Raw genomic sequence first — 14,592 nt, 5'->3', positions numbered from 1 at the left:
GTCCATCATGCCGCCTCGCGGTGTGCCCCTAAGCTGTGCGGGTGTTCCGAGTGATGTTCCACGAACCCCGAATCCCACCCAACACCGGCAACGCCATCCGCATGGTGGCAGGCACCGGGTGCGAACTGCACCTCGTGGGTCCACTCGGATTCGACCTGTCCGAGCCGAAACTCAAACGGGCCGGGCTCGACTACCACGACCTGGCGTCGGTGACCGTGCACGAGAACCTGGAGGCGGCCTGGGCGGCGGTGGAGCCTGCACGGGTGTATGCCTTCACCGCGCATGCCACCGTGTCGTACGCCGACATCTCCTACCAGCCCGGCGACGTTCTGCTGTTCGGTCCCGAACCCACCGGACTGTCGGAGGAGGTGCTGGCCGATCCCCACGTGACCGAGCGGCTCCGCATCCCCATGCTGCCCGGCCGGCGGTCGCTGAACCTGTCGAACGCCGCCGCCCTCGTCACCTACGAGGCGTGGCGGCAGCACGGATTCAGCGGGGCTGCGCTGTAGCTGCGACGGCTGCGGCCCCGACACCCGCAGCCGCACCGGCACCGAGGGCGATGTCGAGGAAGTCGCGCGCGGCACCCTGAACGCCGCGCACCGGGTCCCAGACGGCGGAGAGCCGCCGCGGAAGCGTCAACCCCTCCACCTGGACGGAGGCGAGCCGGCCGTCCGTCAGGTCGGCGGCCACCGCCAGCGAGGACAGCACCGCCGGAGCGTTACCCGCCACGACGGCCGCTTTCACCGCCGTGCACGACGTCAGCTCCAGCAACGGCGGGACGCATTGCGGCACCGCGTTCTCCAGGGTGGTGCGTGTTCCGGAACCGGACTCGCGCTGGATCATCGGCGTCGCGGCGAGTTCGGACACGGGAATCGGTGACCGTCGGACCCATTCGTGTTCCGGCGGCACCACGACCACCAGGTGGTCGCGGCCGATCTCCCGCACCTGCAGTCCCGCCGGAATGTCCGGACCCTCGACGAACCCGAGATCCGCCTCACCGGACAGCACCCGGGCGGTCACCTCGGACGAGTTGAGGAGCCGCACGTTGGTGACCACGTTCGGGTACTTGCGCCGCATCGCGACGGTCCACCCGGGAACCAGGTACTCGGCGATCGTCATGCTGGCCGCCACCGTCAGCCCGGCCTGCCGTTCGCCGCGCAGCGCCGCGACTCCCGACGCCAGTTCCTCGGCCGTGGCGAGGATGTGGCTCGCCCATTCGAGGATGAGCGCGCCCTCCGACGTGGGCCGCACCCCGCTGGCACCACGGCTGAACACCTTGATGCCGAACTGGCGCTCGGCCGAACGCACCCGGGCGCTGACGGCCTGCTGGCTGAGCCCGTGTTCGCGCCCCGCCGCCCCCATGCTTCCGAGCCGCTCGACGGACAGCAGGACGTCGAGGGCACTGAGTTCGGGTATTCGGGGAGACAGCGGCACAACCCAAGGCTAGTCCCACAAACGCGATTTGTGGGTATTCAAAGACAAGCCTTCTACCGGCCACGACGATGCGTCGGCAAGCTCTAGGTATGACCCCGAATTGGTTCGCAGCAGTGATGGGCACCGGCATCGTCGCAGTCGTCGCCGCGGCATTTCCGGCCGGCGGTCCGGTGGCCCGGACCGCCGCCGAGATCTTCTGGCTGATCGCCGCGACGCTGCTCGTGGTGCTGACGACCGCACTGGTGCGTCACTGGATCCGTCGCCGCGACGACGCACTCGCGGACGCGCGCAGCCACACGATGTTCCCGTTCTACGGCGCCGTGTCGATGGCGGTGCTGACGGTCGGCGCCGGCACCGGATCCGCGGGTCGCGAACTTCTCGGCGGTGTCGCCGTCGCCGCGTCGGCCACCCTGTGGACGATCGGGACCGTCTTCGGGCTCGCCACCTACGTGGTGATGGCGCGCCGGCTGACCCGGCCCCACCAGGTGACCCCGGTGCCGTCCTGGCTCATGCCCGTCGTGCCGCCCATGGTGTCGGCCGCCACCGGTGCCGCACTGGTCAAGCACCTCCCGGAAGGCGCGCCGCAAATCGCGATGCTGGCGGTCTGCTACACACTGTTCGCGCTGGCGCTGAGCGCCGCGCTGACCGTCGCCGTCGTCGTCGGACGCCACCTGCTGAGCAACGGGCTGCCCCACACCCCGCTCGTGCCCACGCTCTGGATTCCGCTCGGCGTGATCGGACAGTCGGTGGCGGCGATCAATCTGCTCGGCGGGGCATCCGGCCACACCTGGCTCCACGCGGTGGGCGTGGTCTACGGGACCACTGTCGGCGCACTCGGCGTCCTCACCCTCGTGACGCTGGTCACGGTGACCGCCAGGGCCTTTCGCCGCGGGTTGACGTTCACCCCCAGCTGGTGGAGTTTCACGTTCCCCGTCGGCACCTGCGCGCTCGGCGCGAACTCGCTTGGCGTCGCGCTGGACTCGGTCGTGATCGTCGGCGCAGGCCTGACGCTGTGGTGCGCGCTGGTCCTGATCTGGGGCACCGTTGCGGTCCGCACACTGCGGCACGCCGCCGGGCAACTGGGTCGGCGCGTGGTCCGGGACGACCCCGCGGCCCACGCCCTCAGCGCGGCGCGCTGACCGCGAACCGTGATTCGGGCGTCAGGCGCCCGACTCGACGGGGCGTCCGGACTGCATCCACGCGGACGTCCCGCCCGCGACCGACACGGCGTTGATCCCCCGCGCGTTCAGGTACTCCGCCGCCTGCAGGCTCCGGCCGCCCACCCCGCAGATCACGTAGACGACCTCGGCCTCCGGGATCTCGTCCACGCGCGCGACGAACTCACTGAGCGGAATCAGCGTCACACCCGGCACCCGCGCCTGGGCGTACTCGTCGGCCTCGCGCACGTCGATGACGGGGGCACCCGACGCCAATGCACTGTCCAGGGCATTCAGGTCGACTTCGATCATTGCGTCTTCGCCTCTTCTCGTTCCGGCGCCGGGCCCGACGGTGGGCCGGGCGGCCTGTTGTACGTCCGGCGCAGACGGTACGCGCCGTACACGACCAGTGCGATGACGGCCACGAAACCGAACCAGGGAATCAGCGCGCCCACGACCACGGCGCCGCCCTTGATCGCGGACAGCAGGGCGTTCCAGCCCGCGACGACGCCTTCCCAGAAGTTGTCCGGACCGGGACTGGGCTGCTCGGCATCCGTGGAGGTGACGTCGATCATGAGTGTGGCCAATGCCACCTGGTCGCTCAGCGTCCGCTTCTGGGCGGTGAGGCTGTCCAGTTCGCCCTGACGCTCCGACAACGCCCTCTCGGCCTCGATCAGGTCCGCGGTGTTCGCTGCCGACGTGATGAGCCCCTGTAGCCGGGTGACGGACGCCGTCAATGCGCCGATCCGGGCGTCGAGATCCTGCGACTGCATCGTCACGTCGCTCTTCGTGACGCTGACGCTGGTGACCTTGCCCAGTTCCCGCAGATCGTCCAACGTCCGGGTGAGCGAGTCGGCGGGTACCCGGATGGTCAGGGAACTGCTCGCGTCCTGGTCGTCGGAGCCCGGCTGTTCGGTGAGCTGGTCGACGCGTCCGCCCAGATCGTCGACCCTGTCCACGATCTGCCTGCCGACGGCCACCGGGTCGTCCGCGGTGAGCGCGACCTGACCGGTCACGATCTCCTGGCGGTCGGTGGGGGCCTGGTCTTTCGCGGGCGCCTGCACTGCCCCACCGATTTCCATCTGGCTCGAGTCCCCGGGCGACGGGGCGGGAGTCTGCTGGGAGGAGTCGCTGCCGGTCCCACCACACCCCGCGAGCGCCAGCGAAGCCACGACGATCGCCGACAAGACGTATCTCCTCATGTCCGAATGCTAGCGGTGCGGGCTCATCTGAAGTCCCTGGATTTGGCGGACACCCGCAAATCCATCAGCTGCAGCCGATCCGCCACCACCGTCACCGCCCCCTCCGCGTTCTGCACCTTGCCGCGGACCAGCAGTGCGGGCGCCGTGTTGGCGAGCTTGCGGTATTTCACCCACAACCCCACCGAACACACCACGTTGACCATCCCGGTCTCGTCCTCCAGGTTGATGAACGTGACCCCCGCGGCCGTCGCCGGGCGCTGCCGGTGGGTCACCGCCCCACCCACCAGAACCCGATCGCCGTCGGGGACATCGAGCAGGTGCGCCGCCGGGATCACCCCGAGCGCGTCGAGTTGCGGGCGCAGGAACTGGGTGGGGTACGTGTCCGGTGACACCCCGGTGGCCCACACGTCGGCCGCGGCCAGTTCCAGATCGCTCATTCCCGGCAGGGTCGGCGCGCGGGTGGACGCCCCGATCCCCGGCAGCCGGTCGCGGCGCTCCCCCGCCGCGGCGCCTGCCGCCCACAACGCCTCCCGGCGGGACAACCCGAAACTGTCGAGAGCACCTGCGGTAGCCAGTGATTCGGCTTGCGCCGTGCTCAGTTCCACCCGCCCGGTGAGGTCGAGGAACGACGTGTACGGCCCTCCGTCGCCGCGCGATTCGACGATTCGCTCGGCCAGCGAGGTGCCGATGTGCCGCACCTCTCCGAGCCCGAGACGTACCTCCGTCCCGCCTGCCTCGACGGTGGCGTGCGCAAGACTTGCATTGATGTCCGCGCCGTGCACCTGCACCCCGTGCCTGCGGGCGTCGGCCACCAGCGACTGCGGCGAGTAGAACCCCATCGGCTGCGCCCGCAGCAGACCGGCGCAGAACGCCGCCGGGTGATGCAGCTTGAACCACGACGAATAGAACACCAGGGCGGCGAAACTCTGCGAATGACTTTCGGGGAAACCGAAATTCGCGAACGCGTACAGCTTCTCGTAGATCCGGTCGGCCACGTCGTCCCCGATCCCGTGCATCTCCCGCATGCCCTGGTAGAGCCGCCCCCTCAGCCGTTCCATCTTCTCGGGCGACCGCTTGGACCCCATAGCCCGGCGGAGCTGGTCGGCCTCGGCCGGACTGAAACCCGCCACGTCAACCGCCATCTGCATCAACTGCTCCTGGAACAGCGGCACACCCAGCGTCCGCTTCAGCGCCTTCTCCAGGGACGGGTGGTCGTAGGTCACCGGTTCGAGCTTGTTGCGGCGGCGGATGTACGGGTGCACCGATCCGCCCTGGATCGGACCGGGGCGGATGAGCGCCACCTCCACCACCAGGTCGTAGAAGTTCCGTGGTTTCAGCCTCGGCAGGGTGGCCATCTGGGCCCGTGACTCCACCTGGAACACCCCCACCGAGTCCGCCCGCTGCAACATCTCGTAGACGGCCTCCTCGGAGAGGTCCAGCTGCGCCAGATCCACCTCGATCCCCTTGTGCTCGGCCACGAGGTCCATCATGTAGTGCAGCGCGGAGAGCATGCCGAGGCCCAGCATGTCGAACTTCACCAGACCCACCGCCGCGCAATCGTCCTTGTCCCACTGCAGAACACTGCGGTTCTCCATGCGCGCCCACTCCACCGGGCACACGTCGGCGATCGGCCGGTCGCAGATCACCATGCCGCCCGAGTGGATGCCGAGGTGCCGCGGAAACCCCTCGATCTGAGCGGCCAGTTCGAGGACGGCCGGCGGAATGTCGGTGCCGACCTCCTTCCCGATGCCACCCCAGCGGCTGACCTGTTTGCTCCACGCGTCCTGCTGCCCCTGCGAGAAACCCAGCGCCCGGGCCATGTCCCGCACCGAGGACTTTCCGCGGTACGTGATGACATTCGCCACCTGCGCCGCGTACTGGCGTCCGTACTTGGCGTACACGTGCTGGATGGCCTCCTCCCGCCGATCGGATTCGATGTCGACGTCGATGTCCGGGGGGCCGTCGCGTTCGGGCGAGAGGAAACGTTCGAACAACAGCTTGTTGCGGACGGGATCCACGTTGGTGATGCCGATGGCGTAGCAGACGGCGGAGTTGGCCGCCGAACCCCTTCCCTGACAGAGGATGTCGTTGTTCTTGCAGAACGACACGATGTCGTGGACCACCAGGAAGTAGCCCGGGAAGTTCAGCCCGGTGATGATGTCCAGTTCGTGCTCGATCTGCCGGTAGGCCTCCGGGCGGTCCGCCGGCGCACCGTAGCGGCGGCGGGCCCCGTCCATCGTGAGCTGACGCAGCCAGCTCGCCTCGGTGTGCCCACCCGGAACGTCGAACGGTGGCAGTTGCGGCGCGATGAGCCGCAGGTCGAACGCACACTCCAGCCCGAGGTCCGCGGCACCGCGGACGGCTTCCGGGTACGCGGCGAAGAGGTGCGCCATCTCCTCACCGGACCGCAGGTGCGCTCCCCCGGCAGGCGCCAGGTGCCCGGCCGCGTCGTCGAGGCTCTGCCGGGCCCGGACGGCGGCCATCGCCATGGCCAGTCTCCGGCGCGGCGGTCCCGCGAAGTGCGCCGCCGTGGACGCGATCACCCGAAGTCCGTGCTGCTGTGCGAGTTCGGCGAGGTCGGCGTTGCGCTCACCGTCCTCCGCGATGCCGTGATGGGTGAGTTCCACCGTGACCCGGTCGGCGCCGAACCGGTCGATCAGCTCCCGCAGCCGGGCGGCCGCGGCATCCGGGCCACCGTCGGCCAGCGCCTGCCGCACATGCCCTTTCCGGCACCCGGTCAGGATCTGCCAGTGCCCCCCGGCCGCGTCGGTGAGACGGTCGAGGTCGTAGCGCAGTGTGCCCTTCTCCCCGCCCGCGAGATGCGCCGCCGCGATCTCCCGGGAGAGCCGCCGATACCCCTCCTGACCTCGCGCCAGCACCAGCAGGTGCGCGTCGTCCAACGTCAGTTCGGACCCGAACACGGTGCGCATGTTCAGTTCCTTCGCCGCCTCCGCGAACCGGACCACACCGTAGAACCCGTCGTGGTCGGTCAGTGCGATGGCCTCGAGACCGAGCCGGACGGCCTCCTCCACCAACTCTTCCGGTGGGGAGGCGCCGTCGAGGAAACTGAACGCCGAGTGCGCGTGGAGTTCGGCGTACGGAACGGTGGAGCCGGTGCGCTCCTGCGGGCCCGCGCGGTACTCCCCCCGTTTGCGCGACCACGCGGGGCTGTCGCCGCCGTCGCCCGGATACAGCGACTCCGGGCTGACCCGCCCCGGCCTGCCCGACAGGACGCGCTCCATCTCGGACCACGTCGGCGGACCGTTTCCCCAACCCATCTGGCACACCTCTTCATGTCGCGCACGTGCCGTGCCGAAACCATGGAAGATGCCGCCGGGGAAGATGCATCATTCGAACGGGAGTTCGAACGCTTTCAGTCTGCCATCACACGCGCGGACCGGTCAACGCGGGTCACCCGGACTTACGTCACGAGCGCGGCCAGACCTCTCAAACGGTCCTCGGCCGGCCTCCTCGGGCAGCTCACACACTTGCCCGACCCCGGGGTCTCGTAGATCAGGCAGCACGACGCCCGCTGCGTGAACCGGCGCGACAGTGTCCCGGCCCGGACGTCGACGAACCGCGGGTCCGGCATCACCACACCGACGCGGCGGAGTGCGTCCACCAGCCCCCGGGCGAAGATGCTGCCGCGTGCGCGATCACCGCACGCCGTTCCCGCGTCGAGCGCCCGGTTGGCGATCGAATCCGTCGTGATCGCCCACATCGCGGCCCGCCGCACCCCGGACGCCGCGGCGAGAGCGTCGATGATCGGCGTCAGCGCCGCGGCCATCTCGGACGCCAACTCGGACAGCCCCTCGGTGACCGGCAGCGCCGACGACGCGGTCAGGCCGCCGAGATACCCGTCGTCCCGCAGGAATGCCACGGCGTCGCCGAGCCTCGGCCGGGCGGCGGCACCCGTGACGAGCGCGGTCGCGATCGGAATCCCGGTCAGTGTCGAGCTGGCCGAGTACCACCACAGGGTGCCGTTGACCCGGGGGTCGTCGCTGCCCCACCGCCTCGCCGTGTCCGCGACCCGGTCCGCGAGCCAGCCGGGATCGGTCAGGCGCACGGCCGGGAACGCGGCGACGCCGCGGTGCCCGATCTGGTCGGCGATCATCGGGACGCGGCGGGCGGTCAGTTCGTACGCACGCCGCAGTTGCTCATCCATCGGCCAACCCCAGGATCTCCATCGACAGCCGCGGCGTCGACCGCACGGCGGCGCGGATGCCGAACACCCCGCCGAGCACGGCGTCGTCCAGCACGTCGGCAGGCGGACCGATGCTGATCATCCGTCCATCCTGCATCACGGCCAGCGTGTCGCAGTACTCGACGGCCAGCCGGAGGTCGTGCATGGTCACGACGATCGCCAGACCGTCGCGTCCGAGGAAACAGATTCGCACACAGTCAGTCCCGCGGACAGCCGTGGTTCCTGGGTGCTCGCCCCGTTGCGGGTCAGCGCCGGATTCGGCCCGGCTTCCCCCGTGCGTGTGGCTGCAAGTGCGATGCCGAGTATGCACGATTTGCCGGGAGCCGCGTCACACCCCCCGCCGGTGTCACCCCGATCCGCACTACAGTCGGCAGTCGCAGTTGCCCGCCCCAGACAAGCCGGAGATGACGCATGACTCGTTGGGCCTCTACCGTTGTTTCACGCAAATGGTGGGTCCTGAGCCTCGCCGTCGTCGCCGTTCTGGTGAGCGGCGTGTGGGGCACCGGTGTCTTCGCGAAACTCAGCTCGGGCGGGTTCACCGATCCCGGTAGCGAATCCGCCGAGGTGGCCCGGATCGTCCAGGACAACCTGGGTCCGCAGACGCCGGACATCATCGCCATCTACACCGCACCCGACGGGAAGACCCTGGACGACATCGGCCCCGAGGTCACCGCGAGTCTCGACCGGTTCGCCGCCGAGGTGCCGACGTATTCGGTGACGTCGTACTGGACCGCGGACGCGACGAGGAAGCAGCTGATGGTGTCGCAGGACGGCACCAAGGCGTCGGCCGCGATCACCGTCGACCCCGACGCCGGGATCACGGCCGCCACGTTCAACGACCTGCTACCCAAGCTCGAGGTGGAGGGCATCGACACCGAGTTCGCGGGCAATTCGGTGGTGGGTGTCGCGTTCAACAACCGGCTGCAACAGGACCTGGTGCTGGCCGAGGCGATCGCGCTTCCGATCACGCTCGTGTTGCTGGTCTTCATCTTCGGCGGACTGGTGGCCGCGGCCGTTCCGGTGTTCGTCGGGCTGCTCTCGATCTTCAGCGCCCTGGCCACTCTGCGCCTGCTGACCCTGTTCACCGATGTCAGTTCGTTCGCGATCAACGTGGCGTCCCTACTCGGCCTGGGGCTCGCGATCGACTACGGCCTGTTCATCGTCGGACGTTTCCGCGAGGAACTCGAGTCCGGCGCCGACGTCGCCGAGGCGACCCGGCGCACTGTGCTGACCGCGGGCCGCACCGTGTTGTTCTCCGGTCTGCTTCTCGTGTGCGCGTTCTCGGGCATGCTCGTGTTTCCGCAGGACGTGATCAAGTCGCTCGGGTTCGGCGCGATGGCCGCGGTCGCGAGCGCGGCGCTGCTGTCGCTCACCGCGGTCCCGGCGCTGCTCGCGATCCTGGGACACCGCATCAATGCACTGACGTGGCGCAAGGATGCGGCGCAGCGTGGTGAGGTTCGCGCCCGTAAGTTCTGGGGCTCCGTCGTCACGTGGGTGATGCGGCGGCCGGTCGCCATCGCGGTCGGCATCGTCGCGGGGTTGATGGTCCTCGCCTCGCCACTGCTCAGCGCGTCCCTCGGCGAGGTCACGTACACGGCGCTGCCGGAGAACGACCCCGCCCGCATCGCCACCGACACTCTCACCACCGAATTTCCCACCACCGGAAACGGCGCAACCCTCATCGTCAGGGGCACCGACGGCGCGGCCCCGACGGCCGCCGACGGCGCCGCGGTCGCCCAGGCCGCCGGCCAGGTGGAGGGCATCGGGGCGGCCACCGTCGTGGCGTCCGGCAACGGACTGGTCGCGGTCCAGGCCGTCTACTCCGAGGGTGTCACCACCGACGACCAGAGCGCCGCGGTGGACGGTCTCCGTGCCATCACGCCGCCCGAGGGAACCGAACTCCTCGTCGGCGGCGGACAGGCGACCGTCGACGACGGGAACGCGGCGATCGTGCACTGGATGCCGGTCATGATCGCGATCATGGTGGGCTCGACGCTCGTGTTGCTGTTCCTGGCGTTCGGCTCGGTGGTGCTGCCGATCAAGGCGGTCGCGATGGCGGGCCTGAGCCTCGCCGCCACGTTCGGTGTGCTCACGTGGATCTTCGAGCTGGGCAACGGCGCGAGTCTGCTCGGGGTCAGTCCGGCACCGCTCGAGGCGACGTTCGTGGTCCTCATCCTCGCCGTGGTCTTCGGCCTGTCGACCGACTACGAGGTGTTCCTGATGTCACGCATGGTCGAGGCGCACGCGGCGGGCGCGACCACGGAGGAGGCGGTGCGCTTCGGCACCGAGCGCACCGGCCGCATCGTGACGGCCGCGGCGCTGCTGCTCGTGGTGGTGACCGGAGCGTTCACCATCTCCGGTCTGTCGATCATGAGGTTCCTCGGTGTGGGCATGATCGTCGCGCTCCTCGTCGACGCGACGGTGGTCCGCATGCTCCTCGTTCCGTCCCTCGTGAAGCTGATGGGCGAGGCCAACTGGTGGGCCCCGGCCTGGATGAAGAAGGTGCACGCCAAGGTGGGTCTGGGCCACTAGTGCATTATCTTACTTTGGAGTAAGTTCGGGTCATGGCCACCTACCTCGTCACCGGCGGAACCGGATTCCTGGGCCGGCACGTGCTGCCCCTGATCCTCGACCGCGGCGAATCAGCCGAGATCCACGTCCTCGTCCGGCGCGCGTCCGTCGCACGATGGGAGGCGCTCGTCGACGGCATGCCGGGCGGCGAACGGGTGAATCCACTGATCGGCGACCTGACCGAGCCCGGCCTCGGACTCACCTCGGCGCCGGTGGCCGACCACGTCCTGCACCTCGGCGCGATCTACGACCTCACGGCGGGCGACGAACAGGCCACCACGAACGTCGACGGCACCCGCTCGGTGATCGCGCTGGCCCGGGAACTGGATGCGACTCTGCACCACGTCTCGTCCATCGCCGTCGCGGGGGATCACGAGGGTCCGTTCAGGGAAACCGATTTCGATCTCGGTCAGGGATTCCCCACCCCGTACCACCGCACCAAGTTCGAGGCGGAGAAGCTGGTCCGGGAAGCCGAGGGCCTGCGGTGGCGCATCTACCGCCCCTCCGCGGTGGTCGGCAGTTCGGTCACCGGCGAGATGGACAAGATCGACGGCCCGTACTACCTCTTCCCCGCGATCGCGGGGCTCGCGAAACTCCCCGCGGCCCTGCCCGTGGCCGTCCCCCGGATCGGATCGACCAACGTCGTACCCGTCGACTACGTGGCCGCGGCCATCGTGGAGCTGATGTCGGCGCCGGGAAGGGACGGCCAGACGTTCCATCTCGTCAATCCGCGTCCACAGCCGGTCCGCGAGATCTATGCCGCGCTCGCCAAGGCCGCCGGCGCACCGCATCCCGCGGCCGGACTACCCGGCGGACTCGTCCGCCCCTTCCTCACTCCCACCCCCGACTCGGCCCTCGACACGGGCCGCAAGGTGGTGCTCGGCGCCCTCGGCATCCCGCCGGTGCTCGTCGAGAACATGACCCTGCCCACGGTGTTCGTGAACGACGACACCCGGGAGGCGCTGCGCGGCACAGGCATCGACGTCCCGCGGTTCGCGTCGTACGCCGACCGGCTGTGGTCGTATTGGCGCGAGAACCTCGACCCGGATCGGGCGCGCCGGCCCCATCCCGCCGGACCGCTCGTGGGCAGGCATGTGGTGATCACCGGGGCGTCGTCCGGGATCGGCCGGAGTTCCGCGATCGCGACGGCCCGCAAGGGCGCAAAGGTCATCCTCCTCGCCCGGCGCACCGAGGAACTCGACGCCGTGGTGGCCGAGATCCGCGCGACGGGCGGCGACGCCTACGGCTACCCCTGCGACATCACCGACGACGAGTCGGTCGAGCACACCGTCAAAGCTGTTCTCGCCGAACACCATCACGTCGACATGCTCGTCAACAACGCCGGCCGGTCGATCCGGCGAGGCCTCTACCACTCCACGGACCGGCTCCACGATTTCGAGCGGACCATGGCCGTCAACTACTTCGGCGCGGTCCGGCTCGTCCTCGCCTTCCTCCCGCAGATGCGTGAGCGGCGGTTCGGGCACATCGTCAACATCAGCAGCGCCGGGGTCCAGGGCGCAACGCCGCGGTTCGCCGCCTACATTGCCAGCAAGTCGGCCCTCGACGGCTTCACCGACGTCGCGGCGTCCGAAACTCTCTCGGACGGAATCACGTTCACCACCATCCACATGCCGCTGGTCGAGACGCCGATGATCGCGCCCACCGGCCGGTACAACGTCGGACCGATCACCTCCCCGGAGAAGGCGGCCGCGATGGTCGTCCGGGCGCTCATCGAACGTCCCAAACGCATCGACGTCCCGACCGGCACACTCGGGGAACTCGGCCACCTCTTCGCACCCGCCGTCAAGGATCGCGTGATGCACCAGATGTATCGCATGTTCCCCGATTCCCCGGCGGCGAAGGGGCAGAGCACGGACGACGCAGCACCGGCGAATCAGCACACGCCGGAACCCCGGCACCACACGTCGTCGGTGCTCGGCCGCGCCGCCCGGAAGGTCGGAAGGCTGGTGCCCGGCACCCATTGGTGACCGCCTCAGGGGGCGAGGGCGCGGACTCCGGTGGCGACGACGGGTCGCACCGGCTTCGGTGCCGCCCCGCAACTCGCCGGCCGGGGCGGCAGTTCCCGCTCCTCCAGCTCGACGACCCAGCGGCGCCCGTCGCGATGCGCGACAACCGAGTTCGCGTCCACCGCGAGCTCGTCCGCGGTCGCGTCCACGAGATCGCGGACGGCGAGTTCCGCCACCTGCCCCGGCGCGTCCCAGCAACTGCGGCCGCGCAACCCGGCCGGGTATACCTCGCCCCGGGCGGCGGCGCGGACCGCGTCGACACTCTCCTGCGTCGACAGCCGGCCATAGGTGTAGCCCGTCGGCAGCAGGATCAGCGACGGCGCGAAACGATGCCCACCCGTGTGCGAGCACTCCCACACCGCGTCGCCGAACTCCGCGGCAAGGCCGGCCGCGACCGGCCGTCCGAGGACGGCGCAGCACTGGTCCCGCTTCCCGTGCGCGCACACCAGGACGACCGGGTCCGTCACCGGTGTGCCCAGACCGGGCGCGGTTCCCGCGATCAGCCCGAGGTCCAGGTCGAGCAGGTCTTCCGGGAAGGCGATCTCGAGCCGCTCGCACCACGACCGCGCGGGATGCGACTGCGCCAGCAGCACCGTTCGCCGATCCGGATCCGCGGTGCTGCGGCCCGGTCGGCGGATGAACATGACCCGTACCCCTGCGGCGTCGGCGCGGGCGTCGAGCTCACGGGCCAGGTCCGGTCCGAGCGCGGTGCCGTCGAGTACGTCCCGGCCCCACGCACCGGGGAACTCCAGGCACACCCAGCCCGTGACGTGCGCAGCGGTGCCCGCGAGGGGTTCGTCGGTCGCGGACAGCGCGGAGCAGGTGGCGGTGATCGTGTCAGGCACGGTGCCATTGTGTCAGTCGCGAAAATCGGTCAGTCATGGAACTTCCTGCGCTCCGACAACTGCTGGACGAACTTCTCGATGCGGCGGGCACGCGTCTCCGGGCGGGTGGCGTCCTGCAGGCGGTAGTAGACGGCGTACCGGTTGTGGCTGTCGAGTGTCGCGTAGAAGGCCTCGGCCTCGGGGTTCTGCGCGAGGGCGTCCAGGAAGTCCTGCGGTATCTCCGCCGCCTTCTGTCCCGCGTACGCGCGGTCCCAGCGGCCGTCTGCCCTGGCCCGCTCCACCTCCGCCGCGCCCGCCGTCTCGAGGAGACCGGCCTCGGCGAGTTTCTCCGCGAACTCCCGGTTCCGCTTCGACCACGGACTTCGCGACGAGCGCGGGGTGAACCGCTGCACGAAGAAGTCGTCGTCGACGCGACGGACCTGGCTGTCGATCCAGCCGTAGCACAGCGCGACCTCGAGGGCCTGGTCGTAGTTGATCGACGAATGCGCCGACCCCTTCTTGGCCATCTTCAGCCAGATGCCGGGTGAGGAGTCGTGATGAGCGCCGAGCCATTCCCGGAACTCGGCCTGACCGGGGAAGTACTCGACGCTGAGCTCGGCAGCACACATGTGCCCGAATCTAGCGGGAGAACAGCTTTCCCGCCCAGACCCGGACGAATCCCTGGGAGAGATATCCGAGCGCCCCGAGCGCCAGCACCCATTTGGTGACGCTGACCGCACTGGTGGTCCGCACGGTCACGTCGGTGATGTGCTCGCGATGAGACAGCAGATACAGCCCGACGACGTTCTCGGCGTAATCGCCTGCCGCGGAGATCACCGGGGCCGCCGCCAGCACCCTCTGCGTTCTGGTCGAGAGTGGTGTCAGCTCCGCCAGTCGTCGCGCGCCCGTGCGCAACGCGACCGCGTAGATCACGGGATGGACGAAGTCCGGGTAGTAGTGGCTGCGGTAGCGCGCCGTGTCGGCGGCGGTCATACCGTCGAGGATCGCCGTGTAGGACCGGGCGGAGCGGGCCGTCTGGATGTCGGCGAGCCGGGGTGCCACCGGGCCGAGCAGCCGGACGATGTTCGCCTGCGAGATCACGAATGCTGCAGACCAGCCGATCAGTCTGCGGTCGAGTGCGGTGAGCGCCATGAGCCGATCCTGCCATCTGCC

The 14,592-nt window shown here is 69.5% G+C and carries 13 protein-coding genes; 4 read left to right on the top strand and 9 right to left on the bottom strand.

Features of this window, described 5'->3' with window-relative positions:
- The first annotated feature begins 41 nt into the window (after positions 1 to 41).
- A complete protein-coding gene (locus ACFWAY_RS29835) occupies positions 42 to 509 on the top strand; it encodes a tRNA (cytidine(34)-2'-O)-methyltransferase (RefSeq protein ID WP_378452024.1) in 468 nt (155 codons plus the stop codon).
- On the opposite strand, the gene ACFWAY_RS29830 is transcribed toward ACFWAY_RS29835, so the two are convergent.
- Complete coding sequence (locus ACFWAY_RS29830; RefSeq protein WP_378513090.1) at positions 490 to 1,434, bottom strand: LysR family transcriptional regulator; 945 nt, start codon at positions 1,432 to 1,434, stop codon at positions 490 to 492. The two genes, ACFWAY_RS29835 and ACFWAY_RS29830, sit on opposite strands and share 20 nt — an antisense overlap.
- An 89-nt stretch (positions 1,435 to 1,523) precedes the next feature.
- Between ACFWAY_RS29830 and ACFWAY_RS29825 the strand changes: the two genes are divergently transcribed.
- Positions 1,524 to 2,573 (top strand): TDT family transporter, encoded by a 1,050-nt coding sequence (locus ACFWAY_RS29825; protein ID WP_378452022.1) that lies wholly within the window; start codon positions 1,524 to 1,526, stop codon positions 2,571 to 2,573.
- Positions 2,574 to 2,594: 21 nt separating this feature from the next.
- Here ACFWAY_RS29825 and ACFWAY_RS29820 read toward each other — a convergent pair whose 3' ends face one another.
- The 5 genes from ACFWAY_RS29820 to ACFWAY_RS29800 form a co-directional block, all read right to left on the bottom strand.
- Complete coding sequence (locus ACFWAY_RS29820) at positions 2,595 to 2,903, bottom strand: rhodanese-like domain-containing protein (protein ID WP_378452021.1); 309 nt, start codon at positions 2,901 to 2,903, stop codon at positions 2,595 to 2,597.
- Positions 2,900 to 3,793 (bottom strand): DUF4349 domain-containing protein, encoded by an 894-nt coding sequence (locus ACFWAY_RS29815; RefSeq protein ID WP_378513089.1) that lies wholly within the window; start codon positions 3,791 to 3,793, stop codon positions 2,900 to 2,902. Before ACFWAY_RS29815 ends, ACFWAY_RS29820 begins: the two co-directional genes overlap by 4 nt.
- 23 nt (positions 3,794 to 3,816) lie before the next feature.
- On the bottom strand, positions 3,817 to 7,071 hold the full coding sequence (locus ACFWAY_RS29810; RefSeq protein WP_378452019.1) for an error-prone DNA polymerase: 3,255 nt from the start codon (positions 7,069 to 7,071) through the stop codon (positions 3,817 to 3,819).
- Positions 7,072 to 7,214: 143 nt separating this feature from the next.
- A complete protein-coding gene (locus ACFWAY_RS29805; protein WP_378513088.1) occupies positions 7,215 to 7,958 on the bottom strand; it encodes a (2Fe-2S)-binding protein in 744 nt (247 codons plus the stop codon).
- On the bottom strand, positions 7,951 to 8,190 hold the full coding sequence (locus tag ACFWAY_RS29800) for a hypothetical protein (protein ID WP_378513087.1): 240 nt from the start codon (positions 8,188 to 8,190) through the stop codon (positions 7,951 to 7,953). Before ACFWAY_RS29800 ends, ACFWAY_RS29805 begins: the two co-directional genes overlap by 8 nt.
- Positions 8,191 to 8,408: 218 nt before the next feature.
- On the opposite strand from ACFWAY_RS29800, the gene ACFWAY_RS29795 reads away from it, so the two are divergent.
- Complete coding sequence (locus ACFWAY_RS29795; RefSeq protein ID WP_378513086.1) at positions 8,409 to 10,529, top strand: MMPL family transporter; 2,121 nt, start codon at positions 8,409 to 8,411, stop codon at positions 10,527 to 10,529.
- A 32-nt stretch (positions 10,530 to 10,561) separates the two neighbouring features.
- Positions 10,562 to 12,556, top strand: a complete 1,995-nt coding sequence (locus ACFWAY_RS29790; protein WP_378513085.1) for an SDR family oxidoreductase — start codon at positions 10,562 to 10,564, stop codon at positions 12,554 to 12,556.
- 5 nt (positions 12,557 to 12,561) lie between these two features.
- Here the strand turns inward: ACFWAY_RS29790 and ACFWAY_RS29785 are convergent, their stop codons facing one another.
- From ACFWAY_RS29785 to ACFWAY_RS29775, 3 genes are read right to left on the bottom strand one after another with little or no spacing between them, the layout of a single operon-like run.
- Positions 12,562 to 13,440: a sucrase ferredoxin gene (locus ACFWAY_RS29785; RefSeq protein WP_378513084.1), complete on the bottom strand. Its 879-nt coding sequence runs from the start codon at positions 13,438 to 13,440 to the stop codon at positions 12,562 to 12,564.
- A 29-nt stretch (positions 13,441 to 13,469) separates the two neighbouring features.
- Complete coding sequence (locus tag ACFWAY_RS29780) at positions 13,470 to 14,048, bottom strand: YdeI family protein (protein ID WP_378513083.1); 579 nt, start codon at positions 14,046 to 14,048, stop codon at positions 13,470 to 13,472.
- Positions 14,049 to 14,058: 10 nt separating this feature from the next.
- Positions 14,059 to 14,571 (bottom strand): hypothetical protein, encoded by a 513-nt coding sequence (locus ACFWAY_RS29775; protein ID WP_378452012.1) that lies wholly within the window; start codon positions 14,569 to 14,571, stop codon positions 14,059 to 14,061.
- Positions 14,572 to 14,592 lie beyond the last annotated feature (21 nt).

The organism is Rhodococcus sp. NPDC059968 (assembly GCF_042738615.1).
Taxonomy (GTDB): Bacteria; Actinomycetota; Actinomycetes; order Mycobacteriales; family Mycobacteriaceae; genus Rhodococcus_F.
This window is presented reverse-complemented; position numbering and strand designations above follow the sequence as displayed.

Coding starts and splice junctions, on each gene's coding strand:
- ACFWAY_RS29815 (WP_378513089.1), bottom strand. CDS start 3,793: ATGAGGAGATACGTCTTGTCGGCGATCGTCGTGGCTTCGCTGGCGCTC.
- ACFWAY_RS29810 (WP_378452019.1), bottom strand. CDS start 7,071: ATGGGTTGGGGAAACGGTCCGCCGACGTGGTCCGAGATGGAGCGCGTC.
- ACFWAY_RS29790 (WP_378513085.1), top strand. CDS start 10,562: ATGGCCACCTACCTCGTCACCGGCGGAACCGGATTCCTGGGCCGGCAC.
- ACFWAY_RS29775 (WP_378452012.1), bottom strand. CDS start 14,571: ATGGCGCTCACCGCACTCGACCGCAGACTGATCGGCTGGTCTGCAGCA.
- ACFWAY_RS29820 (WP_378452021.1), bottom strand. CDS start 2,903: ATGATCGAAGTCGACCTGAATGCCCTGGACAGTGCATTGGCGTCGGGT.
- ACFWAY_RS29825 (WP_378452022.1), top strand. CDS start 1,524: ATGACCCCGAATTGGTTCGCAGCAGTGATGGGCACCGGCATCGTCGCA.
- ACFWAY_RS29795 (WP_378513086.1), top strand. CDS start 8,409: ATGACTCGTTGGGCCTCTACCGTTGTTTCACGCAAATGGTGGGTCCTG.
- ACFWAY_RS29805 (WP_378513088.1), bottom strand. CDS start 7,958: ATGGATGAGCAACTGCGGCGTGCGTACGAACTGACCGCCCGCCGCGTC.
- ACFWAY_RS29780 (WP_378513083.1), bottom strand. CDS start 14,048: ATGTGTGCTGCCGAGCTCAGCGTCGAGTACTTCCCCGGTCAGGCCGAG.